A 21,290-nucleotide genomic window follows, 5' to 3' on the forward strand; every position below is an offset into this window, starting at 1 on the left:
TATTTTTATTTTAAATATGTTAAAATTCTTTGGTACATAAAGTGTACTCTAGGCATGTAGGAGGCTAAGGCCGTTAGGACTACACAGAGAATGAAAGGAAATTGCTCGTGGCTAAGATAATTACACGTATTGCTAAATTACAATTTAATGCAGGACAAGCAAAACCAGGACCAGAATTAGCTGGATTAGGAATTGTGATGCCTGAATTTACCAAACAATTTAATGACGCAACAAGAGATAGAAGTTCAGAACCTGTTCCTGTATCTATTACAGTTTATAATGATAGATCATTTACATTTAAAACTTATACAGCACCAAGTTCATATAAATTGAAAGAGGCTGCTGGAATTAAAAAAGGATCAGATAATTCAAAAACAACTAAAGTTGCAACTATTAAAAAACAACAGTTACAAGAAATTGCTGAATATAAAATAGTTGACATGAATACTGATGACATTGAACAAGCAATGAAACAAGTTGCTGGAACAGCTAAAAATATGGGAATATTAATAGAAGGAATTGATAATATTGCTGAAGAAAAGGCTAAAGCCGCTGCTGCAACTGCATCTAATGTTGCTGCTGCTATTGCTGAAGCTGCCCTTGATGCTGCTGCCGAAGCTACTCTTGAAAATAAAGATGCTTCAGCTGAAGTTGAAACTACTAGTCAAAAAGAAGCTCCAGTTGATGATGAAGGCAATGAAAAATCAGATGAAAGTGGTAAATAATGGCAATAAAACTTTCTAAAAATCTAGAAGTAGTTAAAAAATTAGTCAATGAAGAAAAATTTTATAAATTAGATGAAGCTATTACCCTCGCTAAGAAAACATCATTTGTTAAATTTGATGCAACATTAGATATTGCCTTCAAGTTAAATCTTGACACAAAACAAGCTGATCAACAATTAAGAGGTTCTGTTTCATTACCTAATGGTACTGGTAAAAGTGTTAAAGTACTTGCTGCAACAGAGGATGCAGAAGCTCAAAAAAGTGCCAAAACTGCTGGAGCTGATATTGTTGTTGGAACAATTGGATTAACAGAAATCTTAAAATCAGAAAAATTTGATTTTGATTTAATTGTAACTGATCCAAAAATGATGCCAACCCTTGGTAGATTCGGAAAAGCACTTGGTCCCAAGGGATTAATGCCCAATCCAAAAACAGGAACAGTTACACCTAATTTAGCTAAAGCGATTAAAGAAATCAAAAAAGGTAAGGCTAATTACAGAACTGAAAAGAACGGCATTATTCATACGATTATTGGTAAAGTTTCAATGGATGACAAAAAATTACTTGAAAATGCAAATGTAATTTTTGAAACAATCATGAAACTTAAACCCAACAGTATCAAAGGTAATTATTTAAAAACATTCTCCATTTCTACTACAATGGGGCCTTCAATAAAAATACTTATTGAAAGATAGACGTACGCATAAGAATTTAGTAGGAATAACAGAAAAAAGTCTTCATTTTGGTGAGGATTTTTTGTTTTTGAAAAAAAATATCCCAATGAAGGGATAGTCCTTTAAAATAATGGTAACTAAGCCAAGAAAGGAAACTTTTATTTTAAATAAAAAGAAAAACAATTTTGAAAAAAGAAATTTTCTTCCAATGGCAAGATCACAAAAGAAGTGGTTTAAGAACGACCGAAGAGAAATTTGCTAAGCAAGAAGAATAGTTTCATGGAACTATAAATACAAATCTATATTATGTCAAGGGGAAAAGAAAAAGAACAATTTTCACTCTCTTTGAAAACATCATTATTGAAAGAAGAATATATTTAGATCGAGCTACCAAAAGATGCGTGATTCTATTTGATAAGTTTATTGGGCTTGAGCCATGAACATATATCCAAAAATGTTTTTATCATTTTTTTACTAAAGCTGTAAATTCAGTAACTTCTTATTAAGGCACTTGTCAAAATATTGAAAGAAAAAATCAGTTCATATCAAATTACTAAAATAATGAAGCAATAGGAATTTTATTTCAAGCCAGTGAAGTTGACAACAAAAGTAAGCACATTAACTATCAATGTGGATGATATCTATCTTCTAGAAAATAAGGCCAGCAAATACGAAAATAAATTTGCTGTCATGTATACAAACACCATACCAACAATATAGATGAATTAACAAAACTAAGAAAAGATCAAAGCCAAGAAAAATCAAAAAAAGGATTCGCAAGATGTTAGTTAATAAAACTTGTTCACTTTAAAAAAGGGGTAAAAACAGAGGATATAGTCATAATATTTGATAAATACATCAAGTATGTTTATGGTGATGTAAAAAAATAGTTATTGTTGGAGATGGGGCTACTTGAATAACCAGAGTAGCAGATCAACTTAACGCCAGAAGAGAAATAGATCAATATCACTATACCCAATTTGTACAAAACTTGGTAGGTAAAAGAATTAAGATCAACTGAAATATAATTCAACACAAAACAATGAAGGAAGTAAATAAATATATTTTATCTTTAATAATAATGATAAATTAAACATTAATCATGAAACTGGAGAAGTTTGATTTACAAAAATCCAAAATGAGAATATGGGCAAGATGAAAAAAATTTCTTGATTCATATCAGAGATGTTTCAGGGATCAACTTACAAATGCAATTGAAGGTGTTCAAGCAACACAAATTGCCAAAACAATGAAACACGGGAGAGCATTCTCTAAAGAGGTTGGACATAAGGTGATTATGCTAAATGTTGCAAGATATAATCAATGAGAAATAACGACTGATCTGGAAGAGGGAGGAGTTAACTTTTCTGAAATATATGAATCTCATTCTGATATTGTGTTACATACAAAGCAACTCAAACCATCTTATAAAATTCCTGCTGCAGAAACGGACTCAGTTGGTATTGCAAGTATATTGAAAAACCTTGTTTATTAGTTCAAGATAGTCATTAAAATGTTAAAATAAATTTATCATTGTTTGATAAAGACTTTTTGAATTAAACTTATTTAGAGGATTAAGCATAATTTCTCTAAAATGTTTAAAAACAAAAATTCCTACTAAATAATTTTGCCCACAAGATAGACAGAAATGTTTATTTTTTTTAAATTGATATATAATTTATTTGAAAGAGGTGATCATGATTAATCCACAAATGTTTGCACAAGGTGGTCAACTGCCCAATGTTCCATCAGTTAAAGAACTGTGAAAAAAAGAGAAATCTGAATATAGGCAATGGATACTAATTTTTGGTATTGGTATTTTAATTATTTTTGCTTTAATGTGTACTTCCATGATTATGAATTTATTATCAGAAACATCTATAAAAAGTTCCCTTGAACAAAATTTTAAGGATAATGGAACATATAAACTAGATAAAATTCCGAGTTTTGTTGATCAAACTTGAAGAGAGCAATTCTTAATGTTGCCATCAATTAAGGTTGCATTCATTGGCATAGGAATTATATTATTTATTATTACTACAATCCAATCTTATAATGAAAAATCATTCGCTAAATTATCTGGATGATCAACAATGGTAATTGGAATCGGAACGCTTCTTGCCGCATTCAATTTATTTCAAATGATGTGAAGCAGAAATGCAAGAGCATCAATGTTGGATATAAATATCCGCGGTGGTGTCTTTGCCTTTATTAACAATTTTTTAATTATCGGAGTTTACTTTGGCGCATCTATTAAAGTTAGCAAAATTAAAAGGGTATTTGCCATCTCTGAAAGGGTAGAACAGCTTAAAAATGATCCACAATATCAGGCACAAATGAATATGTTTAGAAACATGCAAAATAATCAGGGCATGAACACAAATAATGCTCCATTTGGTCCAACTAATTCTGGAAGAACTGATGGCGCTGCATCTTTCAATGGTAATGTGGCCGCTCCAATGCAGGGTGCTCCTAAAGAAACTGTGATTGAAAAAATGTCACAAGAGCGCAAAGACTTATTAGAAATGAAGGTGGAAGACTTAAAAGAAGTAGCTAAAAAATTATCAATTTCCGGTTTGTCTAAGATGACTAAAAAAGAGTTAATTGATAACATTATGAGAGTGACATCATCAGATTAAAGGAAAAAAAAGAGGAGAATAATGACAGATAAAAAAGATACAAATGAAGAAATAGCCGCTTTAAAAAACTTATCATTAGACGGGATAAAAAATGAAATACGTACTACAAAGTAACTATAATAGTTTTGCTGATATTTATTTTTATATTGTTGGCGGTGGTGGTTGCGTTTCTTGCAATCCAAGACGCATATAATTTATTATATTACATTGAATGAAAAAAAACAGGTTAAATCTAAGCTAAATCTTAGATTTTTTTATAACTATTTATTTTTCCGTTCTTTTAATTATTTTGTAATCCTTGACATCCATTTATTATTATCTTGAAGTTTTTCTTGATCACAACCAATCCATAAAAAAGCAAATAATTTTAAATTAAAGATAATCAATGAATTTTGATGAAACTTATCTAGATTCATACTAAAAATATTCGAACAAATATTTATAATGATCATGATTACAACGGCAAGATTTAAGTTACTTGCTTTTGTACAACTTTCTATGTATTAAGAAAATTCCCGATATAAGCAAGTCTAAAATGATTATAATCATAAAACATGGATTATTTAGCAATGTTTGGACAATCATTTTATCTGTATTTATGAGAATTAAAATTGAATATCGCTTACAAATATAAAATTATAAACAAACAAAGCATTAGCATGACTTAATTACATTTGTTATTCCGTAGCTAAAGAAATATACAAACATGTAATATTAAAACCAACATGATCTTTTAAAGTCTCATTTTAGTAAATACAAATAATGATTAGTGTTGAAGGTAGTAAAATCCGGCTGAATATCAACTTCCAGTAATAATAATAAGTTTATGGAAAGATTCAGATTATGGTTGTTCACAAGAGACTATTGTTTTAAATATGTAACTAAAATTATTTTAAAAATAAAACCGACACACTAGGCTATGTTGTTGTATAATTTTTTATGCTATTCAATAGCTAATAATTAAAATATTAAATAATAAAATAAATAAAGAAAGAGGAACAATGCCTACAATTAACCAACTAGTTAATAAAGGACGTACTAAAAAAGTTAAAAAAACCAAAAGACCCGCTTTGATGCAAGGTTATAATTCACTTAATAAACGTCCAATTAAAAATCCATCGCCTTTTAAGCGTGGTGTATGTACAAGGGTTGCTACAATGACTCCTAAAAAGCCTAACTCAGCTTTACGTAAATATGCAAGGGTTAAATTATCAAACGGAATGGAAGTAACGGCTTATATCCCCGGAGAAGGACATAATCTTCAAGAGCACTCCGTTGTGCTAATTCGTGGTGGAAGAGTTAAAGATTTACCCGGAGTTAGATATACAATCGTTAGAGGTACTCAAGATACAGCTGGAGTTGATGGAAGAAATCAATCTAGATCTAAGTATGGAACTAAAAAACCAAAGGCAGGTAAATAATGGCAAGAAGAAATCAAGCACCAATTAGACAAGTTTTGCCTGATCCAAGATTCCAATCAAAAGTAGTTACTAAACTTATCAATGCAATTATGTTTGATGGTAAAAAATCTACTGCTGAAAGAATTATTTATTCTGCATTTTCAATCATTGAAAAGAAAACTAATAAAAAACCAATTGAAGTATTTGATGATGCCATCAAAAACATCACTCCTAAATTAGAAGTAAAAACAAGAAGAATTGGTGGAGCTAATTATCAAGTTCCCATTGAAGTTTCTGAAAGAAGAAAAGGAACACTATCATTAAGATGACTAGTGAATTATGCTAGACTGAGATCAGAACATACAATGGATGAAAGATTAGCGAATGAAATTATTGATGCTGCTAACAATACTGGAACATCAGTGAAGAAAAAAGAAGATACACATAAAATGGCTGAGGCAAATAAAGCATTTGCTCACTACAGGTGATAGGAGATACTTATGGCTAGAAAATTTGAACTAAAAGATTATAGAAACATAGGCATTATGGCTCACATTGATGCTGGTAAAACAACAACAACAGAGCGTATTTTATACCATACTGGCAAAGTCCATAAAATTGGTGAAACTCACACTGGTGAATCACAAATGGATTGAATGGAGCAAGAAAAAGAAAGAGGTATTACAATTACCTCAGCTGCCACAACGGCCATCTGAAATAAAAAGAGAATCAATATCATTGATACTCCTGGACACGTTGATTTTACAGTTGAAGTTGAACGTTCATTACGAGTACTTGATGGAGCGGTTGCTGTACTTGATGCACAATCAGGAGTTGAGCCTCAAACTGAAACAGTTTGAAGACAAGCGACTAACTACAAAGTTCCAAGAATGGTCTTTGTCAATAAAATGGATAAAGCAGGTGCTAACTTTATGGAAGCTGTTAAATCAGTTAAAGAAAGACTTGGAGGAAATGCTGTTCCTATTCACTGAAACATCGGACAAGAAACTGAATATGAAGGTCATATTGATTTGGTGACAATGAAAGCACACTATATAGACGGTGATGCTGATGAAACAACAATAATTAAAGACATTCCAGCAGACTTATTGGAGATTTGTCAAATTAAAAGACATGAATTAATCGAAGAAGTTGCTAATTTTGATGAAGAGCTAATGATGATTGTGCTAGATGGTAATGAACCAACTGAACCGCAATTGAAAGCAGCTATTCGTATAGCAACTATCTCATCTGAATTTTTCCCAGCCGTTTGTGGAACTGCTTTTAAAAATAAAGGTGTTAAAGCCTTATTAGATGCAGTTGTAGATTATTTACCATCACCACTTGATGTACCACCAATGACTGGCCATGATGATGACGGAAATGAAATAGTCAGAAGACCATCTGATGATGAAGAGTTTTCAGCTCTTGCTTTTAAAATCATGAATGACCCATTTGTAGGATCATTAACTTTCTTTAGAGTTTACTCCGGAGTCCTTAAAAAAGGTTCATATGTTTATAACTCTACAAAAGAAAGAAAAGAAAGAATTGGTCGGATTTTGGCTATGCATGCTAATTCTAGAGAAGAAATTGATGAAGTAACTACCGGAGATATTGCTGCAGCTGTTGGTCTTAAAGGAACAACAACTGGTGATACACTAATTACTGAAAAAGGGCAAAGAATTGTTCTTGAAAAAATGAATTTTCCAGAACCAGTTATTACTCTTGCGCTGGAGCCAAATTCAAAAGCATCAACCGAAAAACTATCTATTGGTTTGCAAAAACTTGCTGCTGAAGATCCCACTTTTAAAACTTACTCTGATGATGAAACTGGTCAAACTATTATTGCCGGTATGGGAGAACTACACCTAGAAATTATTGTCGATCGTTTGAAAAGAGAATTTGGTGTTGAAGCTAATGTTGGCGCACCCCAAGTTTCATATCGTGAAACTATTACTAAAGCTGCTAAGGTTGAAGGAAAACATATTAAACAATCTGGTGGTAAAGGTCAATATGGGCATGTTTGAATTGAATTTGAACCAAATCCTGGAGAAGGTTTTGAGTTTGTTGATAAAATTGTTGGTGGTAAAATTCCTAAGGAATATATTAAACCAATTCAACAAGGTTTAAAAGAAAAAATGGAAATTGGAGTACTAGCAGGATATCCATTAATGGATGTTAAGGCAACTCTATATGATGGTTCTTACCATGATGTCGATTCTTCTGAAATGGCTTATAAGATAGCCGCTTCTAAAGCGCTAACAAAAGGTAAAGAAGAACTTGGAGTGGTATTACTTGAACCAATTATGGATGTATCCATTGTTGTTCCTCAAGATTACTTTGGAGATGTGATGGGTGATGTATCAAGAAGAAGAGGCCAAGTTAAAGAAAATGAAGTTAGAACTGATGGAGCTCAAGTTATTAAAGCTGATGTTCCTTTGTCTGAAATGTTTGGTTATTCAACCGATCTTAGATCAATGACTTCTGGTCGCGGTACATATCAAATGCAATTTGATCATTACCAAAAGGCGCCCAAATTTGTTACAGAAGAAATTATTAGAAAAATAAGTACTTAATGAAAATAAAAATCTGGGATTTTAATCCAGATTTTTTTATATGCTTTTTTATGTAATATTTTTTGTCAAGTGCCATCTGTATCTTGTGGATTGGAAGTTTTAATGTAACTATGATTCGTTTTCCATTTGTAGATTTTGCTCCATTACAAGAAATATTAATAGTTACTTGTAAGTATCCATCTTTGTTAATGTTGGAATGAGAATATATATAGATATAACGAGTTTTAGGAACGATCCAGTGATATTTAATGCAACACAATCAGCAATGCTATCAAATGGCGTATTAGCTACAACAAGGGTTTCACTTTCTATTTTGGTGTTGACCTTTTCCTTTGCAATGCCAACAACACCAAATTTTAATCAGAAGTGCTTTGCAGAATCTATAGTTGGAATTGGAATCATATCAATATACAATTTTGCCTTAAATTTTGCAACCGTTAACTCATCACCAAATATCACATTAATTGTAATGGGTTTTGGTTGGACACTTCGAGGAACCCCTGCTTTATGAACCTAGATTGTTACTAATAAATCTCCGCTTGTTGTAAGTGTGTCATGCGAATATATATGTAAAATTGGAATTTAAATCAGTGAAATTTGAATTAAAAATATCAAAATCAACATTGGTCTTGGATTTTCTTTATTTAAAGTAATATGATTTGCTTCAACTACCTACCCACTTTATTGGACAAATTTTAATCTTCATGTTTGTTGAATCCACATCATAATTGTCTTTGCTTTTATGGCATCCGGGAAATTAAAATTAATTAAATACATTACATATGGTGCTTTCATTGGCGTTATTATGGTATTTTATTTTGGAACTGAAATTTCTACTATTGTTAATACACATCCCAAGACTTGTCAAACATGATCTGAGGCTATCGCTGTTGAAAAACCCAAAGAATACAAACACCATTAACATGACCAACTGATTTACCAAAGAGGTTTTATTTTTTATAATGTTGACCTGGATAATTGATGATTATACGATTTTGCATTTGCTCATTTAGCTATTATGTTTTTACCATTTTTCATTAGAGCAGTTTATAGTCCAAAAGATGTCAAACAAAGAAGTTAAATGAATTATATTTGTATATAACATCGGGGCAGTTATTATTTGGACAATGAATTACTTAACAAGCATTAGTTCTAATCCTTCATGAAGAATAAACAACTGGTATATTTGCAATAACAAAACTAATTATAACCTCGATTCTTTAGGTTAATTATCGAGATGACCACAAAATCTATTTTCACTAATTATTGGAGGTTCCATTGTAACTATACTCTTTCATTATATTTGAATCTATCTTGATAAATGTCATTTCTTTATCAACAATAAAATCATTAACATTCAGAAATCAAGATCATGGATTGCAAGTAAAAAAGAGTTTTTATATCATAATAAGTAATATAATTAGATAGTTAAAGTATTTAGCAAGAATGAGACCATTTGTAATAATTACCTGCACAAAAAATATGTGCAATTTAGGAATCATTTCTATATAATAATTTAGCATACTTTGCAAGGATGATAATGGATAGGTCCCAGATTAGAGGCTGGGCTCAGGTGGTTTAAACTAGTTTAAACAAACAATTTTAAAGAAATGAAAGGAAATAATATGATAAAAGAAAATTTTGACAGAAGTAAAGAACATGTCAATGTTGGTACTATTGGTCATGTCGACCACGGTAAGACTACTCTTACCGCAGCTATTGCAACTGTTCTTTCTAAATCTGGATCATCAGAGGCACAGTCTTATGACTCAATTGATAATGCTCCAGAAGAAAAAGAAAGAGGTATTACAATCAATACTTCGCACATTGAATATGAAACAGTAACAAGACATTATGCTCATGTTGACTGTCCAGGACACGCCGATTATGTTAAAAACATGATTACAGGTGCTGCTCAAATGGATGGAGCAATCTTAGTTGTGGCCGCAACTGATGGGCCAATGCCTCAAACAAGAGAACACATCTTATTATCTAGACAAGTTGGTATTCCTAAAATGGTTGTTTTCCTTAATAAGGTTGACATGCTAGAGGGTGAAGATGAAATGATCGAATTAGTAGAAATGGAAGTAAGAGACTTACTATCATCATATGACTTCGATGGAGATAACACACCAGTTATTAAAGGATCAGCGCTTAAAGCTCTTGAAGGAGATGCTAAATACGAAGCTGGCATTATTGAATTAATGGCAGCTGTTGATTCTTATATTGAGGTGCCTGTAAAAGACTTTGAAAAACCATTTTTAATGGCCGTTGAAGATGTCTTTACAATCACAGGGCGCGGAACAGTAGCAACTGGTAAAGTTGAACGTGGAACAATTAACATTAATGATGCAGTTGAAATTGTTGGTCTTACAAACACAACCAAATCAATCGTAACAGGAATCGAAATGTTCAGAAAATTACTTGATCAAGCTATTGCTGGCGATAATGCAGGTATCCTATTAAGAGGTGTAAATAGGGAAGATATTCAACGTGGACAAGTTATCGCTAAGCCAGGATCAATTATTCCTCACACAGAATTTAAAGCTCAAGTTTATGCACTTAAAAAAGAAGAAGGTGGAAGACATACTCCCTTTTTCAAAAACTATAAACCACAATTCTACTTCAGAACTACAGATGTTACAGGTGGGCTAGTATTCCCGGATGGAACTGAAATGGTTATGCCAGGAGACAATACAGAGTTAAGTGTTAAACTTATTGCTCCAGTTGCTGTTGAAGAAGGAACAAAATTCTCAATTAGAGAAGGCGGAAGAACAATTGGTGCTGGTTCAGTTACTACAATTGTTAAATAATTAAGATTATTTAAATCAAGACAAAAAACATGTTTAAATAGGCTCTCATTGGCTTATTTTTTTAATTTTAAATAATAAAGAAAATAATATAAAGTGTACAATTGTGTTACAAATGAAAGTGTTTACACATATGACATTATTCTTTAGTTGCTCCAAATTGTAGTTAGGTGATTTTTGATATACGATATTGACGAAATGTATGATCAATTAAAGGGGATGGATGCATGTATCTAGAAAGTATATGCAACATTACTTTGATGAATTATCATTTAGACAAAATTACAGAAATGAAAATATATTTAAGGAGATTATCAAGAGATTATTTTGCCCAAGCAAGTAAAAGTTTATATAATAACTTTATGAACAAAAAAAGAAAAATTCCCAAAAAGTGATTTAATAGTGTAGTAGTCAAAAAATTATGATTTTATCAATTTTTTGGGTTCATCTTAAAATAATTACATTCACACTTATTATTAATTTGAAATATGTTATCGACATTTTGTTATAATAAATTTGTCGTTATAAGAGCCGATAGAAAAAGTGTTAAGTGTTTTAGGACGGGAGTATAGCCTAAAAACGAATCGGGTAACCGAGCTGTGATCTATTTCATCCACTTGTGCAATTAGTGTTTTTTCATATAACGCAATTATTTTAAGGAGTTTTATGAAAAAAATATCTAGTTTTCTTTTTCCCATTAAGAATCCCATAACTTTAACTGCTATGGGTGGAATGATGTTGGCTTTAAGATTGTTTATTGGCGTCTTTTCTATTAAGTTAGGACCTACAGTTCTATCGTTTTCATGATTATCATTATATTTGGCTGGTTTCATTTTAGGCCCAATCATTGGTTATTTGTTTGGTTGAATTACTGATTCAGTTTCCTATGGGATTCGTGGTGGAGTTTATATGTGGGAGTATGCCATCCAGGAATCATTTATTGTTTTGATTGGTGGTTTGTGTGCAACTATGTACCACATCTTGAAGCAATATAAATCAAAATGAACAATGTTTATTATTTTTGAAGTTGTCTTCACAACCATGATGATTTTTTCTTTTTATATGTTGCTCAAGTATTTTGACTTTTCTCATGTTGCCAAAAATGGCGGTGACCAAAAATGAATTGATTCTAAATTAATCAAAATTTTTGGTCTCATACTTGCTGCAACTTTTTATGTTTTGATCAACGGGTTTATCATTTATAAAGTGATTAGAAATAACAATGCTAATCTTTTGATCTTTGCTTCACTTGCTGTGATTATTTCATGAATCGTTTTTTCATGAATTATTGGCCCGTGAGCTCAAGTGCGATATTTGGAAAAATTAACCGGCCATACATCCAAGGGTTATCAAGAATATGGATATAAGTGATATGCATTATCAAGAATATTAAAATCAATGTTTACAGTTCCCATTGAAATATCAATTACGTATCTACTATGGAAAGCTTATGAGGTTTGAATGAAAACATCAAGAATCAGCAATCATTTTTAAAACAAAAAAGTATTTATTAAATACTTTACTTACTAAATTTTGGGAAAACATTAATACAAATAGCTCCTATTCCAGTATGAATTGCGACAACAGAAGATGTTCATGATTTAATTACGTCTTTAATTCCAGCTTCATGATAAGCATTAACAACGATATCACTTGTTTTTTTAATGCCAGAATGAATCACTTCTCAGTTGTAATTTTCAATTTTATGATCTATTGATTTGACTATCTTTGTAACTGATGATTTTACTATCTTCCCAAAATTACGTCCCACTTTAGTCACTTTAATTCCATCTAATCCCAAATCTAATCTAGGGATTAATTTGCTTTTTTGCATAATAAATTTTTTAGCATTATTTAATCTTCCGCTTCTTATTAAGGCATCAAGATCTTTCGGAATTACATAGACAAATGTATTATTTGATGTTTCGTTAATAAAATTTATTGCTTCTTCAATACTTGCTCCGTTGTTTACCATTTTAATAGCTTCAAGAGATGTATAAGTAGTTGAAGAAGAAACTAATTTATTTTCAATCACGGATATTTTTGGAAAATCAGCTGCCGCAGCCATAGCCACGGAAAATGTTGATGAAAGCCCTTTGTTCATAGGTAAATAAACTATATTTTCATATTTATTGGATATTTCCTCAAATTTTTCTATAAATAATCCCACAGACGGTAGAGATGTTTTAGCACCTAGATCTTTTTGAATGTCTTCGAAAGAATCCTTTAATTCAATCTCAATTCCTTCTTTGTATACTTTGTCAAATATAATTGTTGAGTGATTAATGTATTCTAAACCCATTTTCTCAACTTCTTTTTTTGAAAACCCACAGAATGAGTCAACTAGTATTCCTATTTTTTTCATACTTTTATTATAAACTAATAATCGCAATAAAAAAATTGGCACTCTTAATTATATTATGCTAAAATATATTAACTATGAATAAAAAAGAATATTACGAAATTCTTGGTGTTTCAAAGGAAGCATCTAAAGATGAAATAAAAAAAGCTTTTAGAAAAAAAGCGATGCAGTATCATCCTGATAAAAATAAAGATTCCGATGCTGAAGACAAGTTCAAAGAACTTAATGAAGCGAATGAGATTTTATCAGATGAAACTAAAAGAAAACAATATGATCAATTTGGTCATGCTGCTTTTCAAAATGGTGGTGGGCAACAAGGTGGAGGTTTTCAGGGCTTTGAAGGTTTTGGTGGTTTTGATGATGTTTTCAGTCAATTTTTTGGTGGAGGCAGAAGAAGTAATGCACCTCATAAGGGATCCGATGCCCAAGCAAGAATTACAATCAGCTTTTTAGATTCATATAATGGAACAAAAATTAACGAGAAATTACATAAATGAGTTGATGGTAAACATGTGGTTAAAGAAGTTGATATCAAAATTCCGGCCGGAATCACGGACGGAATGTCTGTTATTGTTAGAGGTTATGGAGGACAAGGATCTAACGGTGGTCCTAATGGAGATCTTTATCTAATTGTACATGTATCTTCTCATAAAGAATTTATCAGAGAAGGCAATGATATTCATATTTATATGCCTATTTCTTTTTTAGATATTATGAATGAAGCTAAAGTTGTTGTGCCCACACCAAATGGACAGGAAACACTTTCTTTAAAACAAGCATATACATCAGGAACTATTTTACGTATTTCTGGTAGTGGGTTCAATGATGTTAATGGTTGGGCCGCGGGTGATATTAAAGTCCATCTAAAGGTTTACGTACCAAAAATGAATCAAAAGGAACGAGATGCTATTAATAAAGCCGCTCAAAAAGTGAAAGATAAAATAAAAACAAAATGATTAAAAGATTTTAAATAAAATGGTTTTAAAAATCTTATAAATAATATATAATTATTTTAATAGACAGGGGCACCATAAATTATTTATGGTTGAGAAGTACTCTTACTAGCTGATCAGATTAATATCTGCGTAGCAAGTCTTAAGGGGGATCCTTTGCCTATTAGAAAAGGATCTTTTATTATGAAAAAAAAATTATTACTACTGAATATACCATTATTTGCAACAGCAACAGCGTTTTTGCCAATAAGTTGTTCTTTAGATAAAGAAGAAGATAAGGATGAGCATTTCGAAAATTTAAAGAGTGCTTCATGAGATAAAGAAGTACAAATACAGGTTAAGACTCCGTGAAGTACAGTAGATATAGATACATATTCAGATAATATTGAAAGAGAATTTAATAGATTGAAAAATAATGATCAATTTTTAAAAAGTAAACCAGATATAAATGTCATAGTTAATAAAGAAACATCTGATGATAAAATATTAGTTCAAAATGTGGAAGCCAAAAAATTTGATTTTGCAATATCATCAATTTCATCAGTAAATAATGCCAAAAAAAGTTTAATTAGTCCGAAATTACAAACACTAACTAATGCATTTAAATTTGATAAAACTTTAACTTATTATAAGGACGGAAATGAAAATGGAGACGAATTAAAAAAAATTGCTGAAGCACAAAATACACTTTTTCATGAAACTCTTCATAAAAATTTAGAAAATGATGATTCAAAATGAACTGGCTCAATTTATAGAAAGTTTTATGATTTTTCTACAAAAGTTAATTTTTATAGAGGGATGATTTGGATTGCAGGAGCAGATGAAGAAGTTAATGCAATTAAAGATGCATGAAGAGATAAAGATTGAGCAGGATTTAAAAGTTTTGGTATTTTGCATGGGAACAAAAAATCTGGTGGTAAGTTTATATTGCAAGAGAAATTACTAAAAAAACATTTTGGAAAAAATGCATTTACAACTCTCGCTGAAGAAATAACGAATTTTCCAAATAATTTTAGAGAGGCTGGATCGAAAACTATGATTGAAACAATTACAGAATATAAAATTGCTTTTGATTATGAAGGATCCTTTGCTTGAACAAAAAATCAAGACAGAGATAGCAATATTTTAACTTACTATGATGCTCAAAACATGCAGGTTTTGGTGGTTACTGAACCATTAAAATATGACATTGGATACTATCGAAATGACTTTGATTTGTTACAAGCCAATTTATTAACAAAGGCCATTATTAATCTTACTGAAAAATCAACATCAGAAGACATTTATGGACCAACAATCGGATACAACGGATATGAAAAAATAAATGACATTTATGAAGATGTTGAAAGACCATACAGAGAAGTAACAAGTGCTTAATTTTGAAGATGTTACAATCAACATTGATAATAAAGTGATTTTAGAAAATATAAATCTTTCATTGAAGGAAAATGAAAAATTCTTTTTAATTGGATCTTCAGGAGCAGGGAAAACATCGCTATTTAATTCGATAATTGATAGCAAAATAATCAAAAAAGGAAATCTTACTTATAGAAACAATAATGTATTGGGACTTAAAAAAAAAAAAAAAAGAAATGCTAAAGTCAATTGGATTCATCACTCAAAGAGACTATTTTTTAGAGTGAGAAACAGTTTATTATAATGTTAAAAATTTATATCCTAATTACAAAAATCATTTTTGTGAGTTTTTTAATATAATTAATGCCAAACAAAAAATAGAAATAAAAACTACTGCAAGAAAGCTTGGTATTGAAAAAATACTATTTAAGAAAATTTCAGATATATCCGGAGGAGAGAGACAAAGAATTAAAATATTATTGCTTTTACTAAAATCACCATCCTTGATTTTAGCAGATGAACCAACAACTTCTTTAGACATTAAAATTTCAAAGGATATTATTAAATTGCTTTGTGAAATAAATAACTCCTCACTAATGATAAATATTCATAATTTGGAATTAGTCCCAAGTGGCGAATACAGAATAATTGCAATTAAAAACAAGAGAATCGTATTTGATGGACCAATGAAGAAATTGTCAAATAAATTAATTAAGGAAATATATGAATAATTTTTTATTTGAAAAATCTTCGAATGATAAAGATTATTCCAAAAGAATAAGACCTATATATAAAATATTTTTGTGGATTTCAATCGTTTCTATAATAATATTTTCTTTTTGACAAATAAACTTTCGTTTAAATATGGATGGATTACATCTTTTTAAGATTAATCTTAAAAAATTGTTTTTATTTGAAAATCATGATCCTAATTTTCCGTCGAACACAATACTTTCTAATTCTTTAAAATACTTGTGAATAACGATTCGAATTACTTTGTGTGGAACTACACTTGGATATATTCTTGCTTTTTTTACTTCATTTTTGTCAAGCAAAATAATGAATAAATTTGTTGCGATATTTAATCGAATTATAATATTATTTATAAGATCATTCCCTTTAATAATATTTGTTCTTGCCACACAAAAAGGGTTCGAAAAAGAATTTGCTGCTTTTTTAATTATATTTTGATTTACATGAATATGATCAAATAGATATTTGTCTGATATTATTGAAAATTTAGATTTTAATGGGTATGAAGCATGAATAAAAAAAGGATATAGTAAGCCCTATTCTTTTAATAAACAAGTTCTTTCTAGAGCTAAAAACAAATACATTGCAATTTTTCTATATTCTTTAGAGTCTAATTTAAGATGAACCACAATGCTCGCCACTGTAGGAGTAATTGGAATTGGATTCTTTATAAGTGATAACATTAAAAATCATTTTGAATTTATCGGTATTCCCCTTTTACTATTGTTTGGAATATTAATAATTTTTGAAATAATAAATACTCTTTTAAATAAATATCTTTTAGTAGTTAAATCAAAAGATAATGAAGCATTTAATTTTAAAAAAATGATAAATTATGTGCTTATATTGATACTTATTTTCATTACTATTTATCAATTGGCAATTATAAATTATGAAAATTTATTCTTTGGTAATTTTTTTAGTTTTTTTGGTAATTTAAAATCCATTGATAAAAATATGTGAAATACTAGCAATCCCGATAAAAATTCGTGATTGTTAATTTTACAATTAATCTACCAAACAATTGCTGCATTAACAATAGCAATTATTTATGCTATTATAGCTTCTTTATTTTCTTCCGAAAAAAGAAATAAATTTTATGTATGAATGCCCATTAAATTTGTCAATAATTTTATTAAAATAATTCCATTATTAGTTTTAGTATATTTATTTAATTCTTTGTTTTTCAACCCGATTGGTCTTGGGGTAGTCTTCATAGGAGTTCATACTGGTACCACTTTGTCAAATCAGCTAACAGGTTCGATTAATAACATTGATGATAAAATTGTTTATGAATACCAAAAAACGGGCTTTTCAAAATTACAAATTATTAAAAAACTTATATTGCCAACGATTATAAAAGATATAAAAAATTTATCATTGCTAAGGGCTGAAGGAATATTGAGAAACATGATTATACTTGGGACAATAGGATTATCTTTAATAGGTGCTGAAATTTCTATATTTCAAGATAGATCAAAAATCAGTGAATTTTCTTCTCATATATGAGCAATTACGATAACAATATTTACATATAATCTTTTGCAAATATTTTTTAAAAATATTAAGGGCTGAAAATTATGAAAAAAACTATAAGAAAGATTCCGTCTTCGCTTTTTGAAAATGAATATAATAATTTAATTATTTGAGAACCTGAAAAAATGGACGGAAATACTCCTGTTATTTTTATTTATGATGGACAAATATTAAAAACAGAAGAAAAAGAGTTTTTTGAAAAAAAAGGAATTGAAATATTTAAGCATTCTCAAAAAATAATTGGGAGCTGTGTAATCATAGCAGTAAATTCTATGCGTAAAAATGATAAGCATAAATATAAAAAAAGAGTAATGGAATTAAAAAATTATAAAAACAAGGATTATGCTTTCATGAAAATTATAAGAAATGAAGTTTTAGCTTTAAATAAAATTTATATTGGTCCTTGATTTGGAATCGGATTTTCTCTATCAGGATGATTAATTGGAAAGGAAAATATTTTTGATTTAAACATTATGATTTCACCATTTGTAGAAAATGATATTTATAATTTAAGTCTAAATTCAGTTGTATTTTTTGGATCAAAAGAATATTACTTTTTTTCAAATAAAAAAATTAATAAACCACTATTAAGCTTACAAGAAAAAAATAAAGATATTAAATTCTTTGAAATAAAAAAAATGAAACATACATTCAAATCATGAAATAAATATATGCATTTTATTTTAAAAGAATCAATTGCTACTTATTTAAAATTAAAAAAATAATACTGATGAATACATTTGTAACATTCTTTACTAAATATAAAGATAAATTTACTCAATAATTATATAATCTAAACATATGAAAAATTGGAAATATTGAAATTAAAGGTAAAGTAATACTGGCTCCAATGGCAGGAATTACTAATATTTTTTTTAGAAAAATAGTTGCTAAAAATTGTAGTGTGTTTTGTCCAGGGATAAGTGGATCTAATTTTCAGTAATTAAAAAAAGGTCTTTCAATGTCATTATTGGTTCTGCTTCATTATATTCTATTAAATGTTTTTGAATAGCAGTTATTGACAAATTTATTTAAATTTTTCCCCTTAGGGATTAATCTTCTTATAATTCTATGTTTATTTTCTAGTGTCCCTTTTTCTTCTGAACAATATGGATGACAATTAAACAGCTTACTTAATATCGATGATTTCATGAAGCAAATTATTTTCACCACCATTATCCATAGTGAGAGTATTAATAGTTATATCATTTGTCCCTATAATACTTTTTAAAGATTTTTTGAAACCTATCATTGTTCGATCTAGCAAGCTGAATAGAAATTTCCACTATGGATATCAATAAGGGTTAGTAGGGCTTGATCATCATCACTTTTTCAACAATACTATCTATTTCATAATTATTTAGTTGTTGCCTTAATAGTATCTTGTCAGGCCTTGCTTCTATACTGTTATATTTAACTGGTTTTTTGCGTTCATCATCTGATTTAAGACTAAAAAAGGGCTTTTTAGTGTTTGGTAATCAGAGGAATTATGCCATTGTAATATATTCAACTCCTTTTGGATGCATATCCATCAGGATATCTTTTTTTTGAACTCCCTCATAAATTCATCAACGGATCTTTTAGCTTTTACTTCCAATATTTTTTCGTGAAATAAATGCTTACAAACCTTAATAAAGTTTAGGTAAATTACTTCAGATTCAGAAGCACACATATAAGCCCGATTAACTTTACTCTGATCTCTTTGCTGTTGGTATTGCTTGAAACTATAATAGATGCAGATGCGAGGACCTTGTCAATTGTTTTGTTTATTTTTTCTTCACACTTCTCTTTGCAACTATTCAAACAACTTATTATTTTTCCGTTGGATATACCCCTTTTCCTACTAACGTCATATATTGATAATTTTTTGTTGGCTAAAGTAATAATTTCCTTGGCATTATCTAATGCTAAATGTTTGTATAATTTCATTGGTTCCTTTTCTTTCTAATTAGTTTGCAAACCAATTGTAAGGCAAGGGGTCTTTTATAATGAAATTTCTAGGTACACTTAGGTGTGGACAGAATATGATTAAAAGATTTTAAATAAAAAACATCTTGGTATATAATTAATGTGCAATATATTAAGATAGTAACTGGGAGACCTTAATTTGTTACCGAGTGTATAAACTTTTAAGTCTGACACTAGTCGGGTTTTAAATATTGCAAATAAAAGGAGATCTTATGAACGCAAACAGAATTGCTAAAGAGTCTCAAGTCAAGGAAATTGTTGATAAAATTAATAATTCTAAATCATTAGTTATTGCTGAGTATGCTGGACTTACAGTTGTTCAAACACAAGAACTAAGAAGAAAATTAAAAGCTCAAGGAGTAGAATTAAAAGTTTATAAAAACAGGCTTTTTAAGATCGCTGCCAAAGAAGCTGGATTTGATGGATTAGCAACAGACCTTGTTGGGCCAAATGCATTTGCATTCGGTATGGAAGATGAAATTTCTCCAACTAAAGTTTTAGCAAAATTTGCCAAAGAACATGAATCACTAAAACTGAAGATGGGAACTTACGAAGGAAAAGTTATTGGTCAAGAAGAATTGCATGTTATTGCAACACTTCCATCATATGATGAAGCACTTACAATGCTTGCAATGTCAATGCTTTCTCCAATTAAATTTGTAGGTTCAGGATTACACATGCTTGCTACTGAAGGACATTTAGAAGCTGGAGCACAAGATGCACCTGTCGCTAAAGAAGAAGTAAAAGTTGATCAAGTTAAAAAAGAAATTCAGGTTGAAGATTCTAAACAAACTCCTGAAACTAGTGAAGAAGCTAAAGTTGATGAAGCTCCAGAAGTTCCTGGAACTAAAGAAAAAACAAATGAAACTACTGAAAAAGTAGAGGAAGCTAAAGGAGAATAATATGGATAAATTAACAAAAGAATCATTTATCAAATCTTTAAAAGAGATGAATATTAAAGAAGTAATGGAATTAGTAGATGCAATGAAAGAAGAATTTGGAATCGACCCAACAGCCGTTGCTGTCGTTGCAGGTCCTGCTGCTGGAGATGCTACTGAAGCTAAAACAAAATTTAATCTAGTTCTTAAAGCAATGGGCGGAAATAAAGTTGCTGTTATTAAAGCTGTTAAAACTATTACTGGAGTAGGACTTATGGATGCTAAAAAAATGGTTGAATCAGCACCTGTTACTGTTAAAGAAGCATTAAAAGAAGAAGAAGCAAATACACTAAAAGCACAACTTGAAGAAGCTGGTGCTGAAGTAGAATTAACTTAATTTATGTGATTTAGTAATACAAAATTATAAAAAATAATTAAAACACTTTATACTTAATTATGTGCTGATGTAAAAGACCATGTAAATATTGTATAAAGAAGCATTAAGTGAAATTAAAATATTATGACGAATACCCAAACATTCAAGAAGCGATTGAATACTATAAAAAATATTTAATTTAGATATCGTCAAGACCACAAAACACCATGTTAATATCTGGTTTTTTGGTGAGATAACTTTATTACTTCATAAAGAGAGTTCTT

The 21,290-nt window shown here is 29.8% G+C and carries 22 protein-coding genes and 1 riboswitch; of the genes, 20 read left to right on the top strand and 2 right to left on the bottom strand.

Annotated features, from left to right (window positions below; genetic code table 4):
• Window positions 1-107: 107 nt before the first annotated feature.
• From rplK to O3I44_RS01125, 12 genes are all read left to right on the top strand, one after another.
• Entirely contained in the window at window positions 108-725 is a 618-nt protein-coding gene (rplK, locus tag O3I44_RS01075; protein ID WP_303717351.1) for a 50S ribosomal protein L11, read from the top strand.
• The gene (gene rplA / locus O3I44_RS01080; RefSeq protein WP_303717352.1) at window positions 725-1,420 is read left to right on the top strand and encodes a 50S ribosomal protein L1; all 696 of its coding nucleotides are present in this window, start codon (window positions 725-727) and stop codon (window positions 1,418-1,420) included. Before rplK ends, rplA begins: the two co-directional genes overlap by 1 nt.
• A gap of 266 nt (window positions 1,421-1,686) precedes the next feature.
• Window positions 1,687-1,905 (top strand): UPF0236 family transposase-like protein, encoded by a 219-nt coding sequence (locus tag O3I44_RS03640; protein WP_373317546.1) that lies wholly within the window; start codon window positions 1,687-1,689, stop codon window positions 1,903-1,905.
• 596 nt (window positions 1,906-2,501) lie between these two features.
• The gene (locus O3I44_RS01085; protein WP_303717353.1) at window positions 2,502-2,894 is read left to right on the top strand and encodes a hypothetical protein; all 393 of its coding nucleotides are present in this window, start codon (window positions 2,502-2,504) and stop codon (window positions 2,892-2,894) included.
• Between the two features lie 202 nt (window positions 2,895-3,096).
• Complete coding sequence (locus O3I44_RS01090) at window positions 3,097-4,038, top strand: Rho termination factor N-terminal domain-containing protein (protein ID WP_303717354.1); 942 nt, start codon at window positions 3,097-3,099, stop codon at window positions 4,036-4,038.
• A 1,001-nt stretch (window positions 4,039-5,039) separates the two neighbouring features.
• A complete protein-coding gene (gene rpsL / locus O3I44_RS01095; protein ID WP_303717355.1) occupies window positions 5,040-5,459 on the top strand; it encodes a 30S ribosomal protein S12 in 420 nt (139 codons plus the stop codon).
• Window positions 5,459-5,929 (top strand): 30S ribosomal protein S7, encoded by a 471-nt coding sequence (rpsG, locus tag O3I44_RS01100; protein ID WP_303717356.1) that lies wholly within the window; start codon window positions 5,459-5,461, stop codon window positions 5,927-5,929. The genes rpsL and rpsG overlap by 1 nt, the downstream gene beginning before the upstream one ends.
• Before the next feature lie 9 nt (window positions 5,930-5,938).
• On the top strand, window positions 5,939-8,014 hold the full coding sequence (fusA, locus tag O3I44_RS01105; protein ID WP_303717357.1) for an elongation factor G: 2,076 nt from the start codon (window positions 5,939-5,941) through the stop codon (window positions 8,012-8,014).
• Between the two features lie 196 nt (window positions 8,015-8,210).
• Entirely contained in the window at window positions 8,211-8,531 is a 321-nt protein-coding gene (locus O3I44_RS01110; RefSeq protein ID WP_303717358.1) for a hypothetical protein, read from the top strand.
• A 225-nt stretch (window positions 8,532-8,756) separates the two neighbouring features.
• Window positions 8,757-8,936: a hypothetical protein gene (locus tag O3I44_RS01115; protein ID WP_303717359.1), complete on the top strand. Its 180-nt coding sequence runs from the start codon at window positions 8,757-8,759 to the stop codon at window positions 8,934-8,936.
• A gap of 703 nt (window positions 8,937-9,639) precedes the next feature.
• Complete coding sequence (tuf, locus tag O3I44_RS01120; protein ID WP_303717360.1) at window positions 9,640-10,827, top strand: elongation factor Tu; 1,188 nt, start codon at window positions 9,640-9,642, stop codon at window positions 10,825-10,827.
• A gap of 663 nt (window positions 10,828-11,490) precedes the next feature.
• Window positions 11,491-12,318: a hypothetical protein gene (locus O3I44_RS01125; RefSeq protein ID WP_303717361.1), complete on the top strand. Its 828-nt coding sequence runs from the start codon at window positions 11,491-11,493 to the stop codon at window positions 12,316-12,318.
• A gap of 25 nt (window positions 12,319-12,343) precedes the next feature.
• On the opposite strand, the gene O3I44_RS01130 is transcribed toward O3I44_RS01125, so the two are convergent.
• Window positions 12,344-13,189, bottom strand: coding sequence for a DegV family protein (locus tag O3I44_RS01130; RefSeq protein ID WP_303717362.1), 846 nt, complete (start codon window positions 13,187-13,189; stop codon window positions 12,344-12,346).
• A 74-nt stretch (window positions 13,190-13,263) separates the two neighbouring features.
• On the opposite strand from O3I44_RS01130, the gene O3I44_RS01135 reads away from it, so the two are divergent.
• The 6 genes from O3I44_RS01135 to O3I44_RS01155 all read left to right on the top strand — a co-directional run bounded on the left by O3I44_RS01135 (window position 13,264) and on the right by O3I44_RS01155 (window position 18,509).
• Entirely contained in the window at window positions 13,264-14,160 is an 897-nt protein-coding gene (locus O3I44_RS01135) for a DnaJ C-terminal domain-containing protein (protein ID WP_303717363.1), read from the top strand.
• Window positions 14,161-14,197: 37 nt separating this feature from the next.
• Window positions 14,198-14,295: riboswitch (TPP riboswitch) on the top strand.
• A 27-nt stretch (window positions 14,296-14,322) separates the two neighbouring features.
• Window positions 14,323-15,516 carry an ABC transporter thiamine pyrophosphate-binding lipoprotein p37/Cypl gene (gene cypl, locus O3I44_RS01140; RefSeq protein WP_303717364.1) on the top strand — a complete coding sequence of 398 codons (1,194 nt, stop codon included), beginning with the start codon at window positions 14,323-14,325 and terminating at the stop codon, window positions 15,514-15,516.
• 34 nt (window positions 15,517-15,550) lie between these two features.
• Window positions 15,551-15,799: an ATP-binding cassette domain-containing protein gene (locus O3I44_RS03645; protein WP_373317547.1), complete on the top strand. Its 249-nt coding sequence runs from the start codon at window positions 15,551-15,553 to the stop codon at window positions 15,797-15,799.
• Complete coding sequence (locus O3I44_RS01145; protein ID WP_303717365.1) at window positions 15,699-16,226, top strand: ATP-binding cassette domain-containing protein; 528 nt, start codon at window positions 15,699-15,701, stop codon at window positions 16,224-16,226. Before O3I44_RS03645 ends, O3I44_RS01145 begins: the two co-directional genes overlap by 101 nt.
• A 133-nt stretch (window positions 16,227-16,359) precedes the next feature.
• A complete protein-coding gene (locus O3I44_RS01150; RefSeq protein ID WP_303717366.1) occupies window positions 16,360-17,844 on the top strand; it encodes a hypothetical protein in 1,485 nt (494 codons plus the stop codon).
• The gene (locus O3I44_RS01155; protein ID WP_303717367.1) at window positions 17,829-18,509 is read left to right on the top strand and encodes a hypothetical protein; all 681 of its coding nucleotides are present in this window, start codon (window positions 17,829-17,831) and stop codon (window positions 18,507-18,509) included. Before O3I44_RS01150 ends, O3I44_RS01155 begins: the two co-directional genes overlap by 16 nt.
• A 922-nt stretch (window positions 18,510-19,431) precedes the next feature.
• On the opposite strand, the gene O3I44_RS01160 is transcribed toward O3I44_RS01155, so the two are convergent.
• Entirely contained in the window at window positions 19,432-19,713 is a 282-nt protein-coding gene (locus O3I44_RS01160; RefSeq protein ID WP_303717368.1) for a hypothetical protein, read from the bottom strand.
• Window positions 19,714-19,964: 251 nt separating this feature from the next.
• Between O3I44_RS01160 and rplJ the strand changes: the two genes are divergently transcribed.
• Together rplJ and rplL are read left to right on the top strand one after the other, a co-directional pair.
• Window positions 19,965-20,654 carry a 50S ribosomal protein L10 gene (gene rplJ, locus O3I44_RS01165; protein WP_308446396.1) on the top strand — a complete coding sequence of 230 codons (690 nt, stop codon included), beginning with the start codon at window positions 19,965-19,967 and terminating at the stop codon, window positions 20,652-20,654.
• Window position 20,655: 1 nt separating this feature from the next.
• Window positions 20,656-21,027 carry a 50S ribosomal protein L7/L12 gene (rplL, locus tag O3I44_RS01170; protein WP_303717369.1) on the top strand — a complete coding sequence of 124 codons (372 nt, stop codon included), beginning with the start codon at window positions 20,656-20,658 and terminating at the stop codon, window positions 21,025-21,027.
• Window positions 21,028-21,290: the final 263 nt, after the last annotated feature.

The sequence above is a fragment of the Candidatus Mycoplasma mahonii genome, from assembly GCF_030550815.1.
In the GTDB taxonomy this organism is placed as follows: domain Bacteria; phylum Bacillota_I; class Bacilli_A; order Mycoplasmatales; family Metamycoplasmataceae; genus Mycoplasma_O; species Mycoplasma_O mahonii.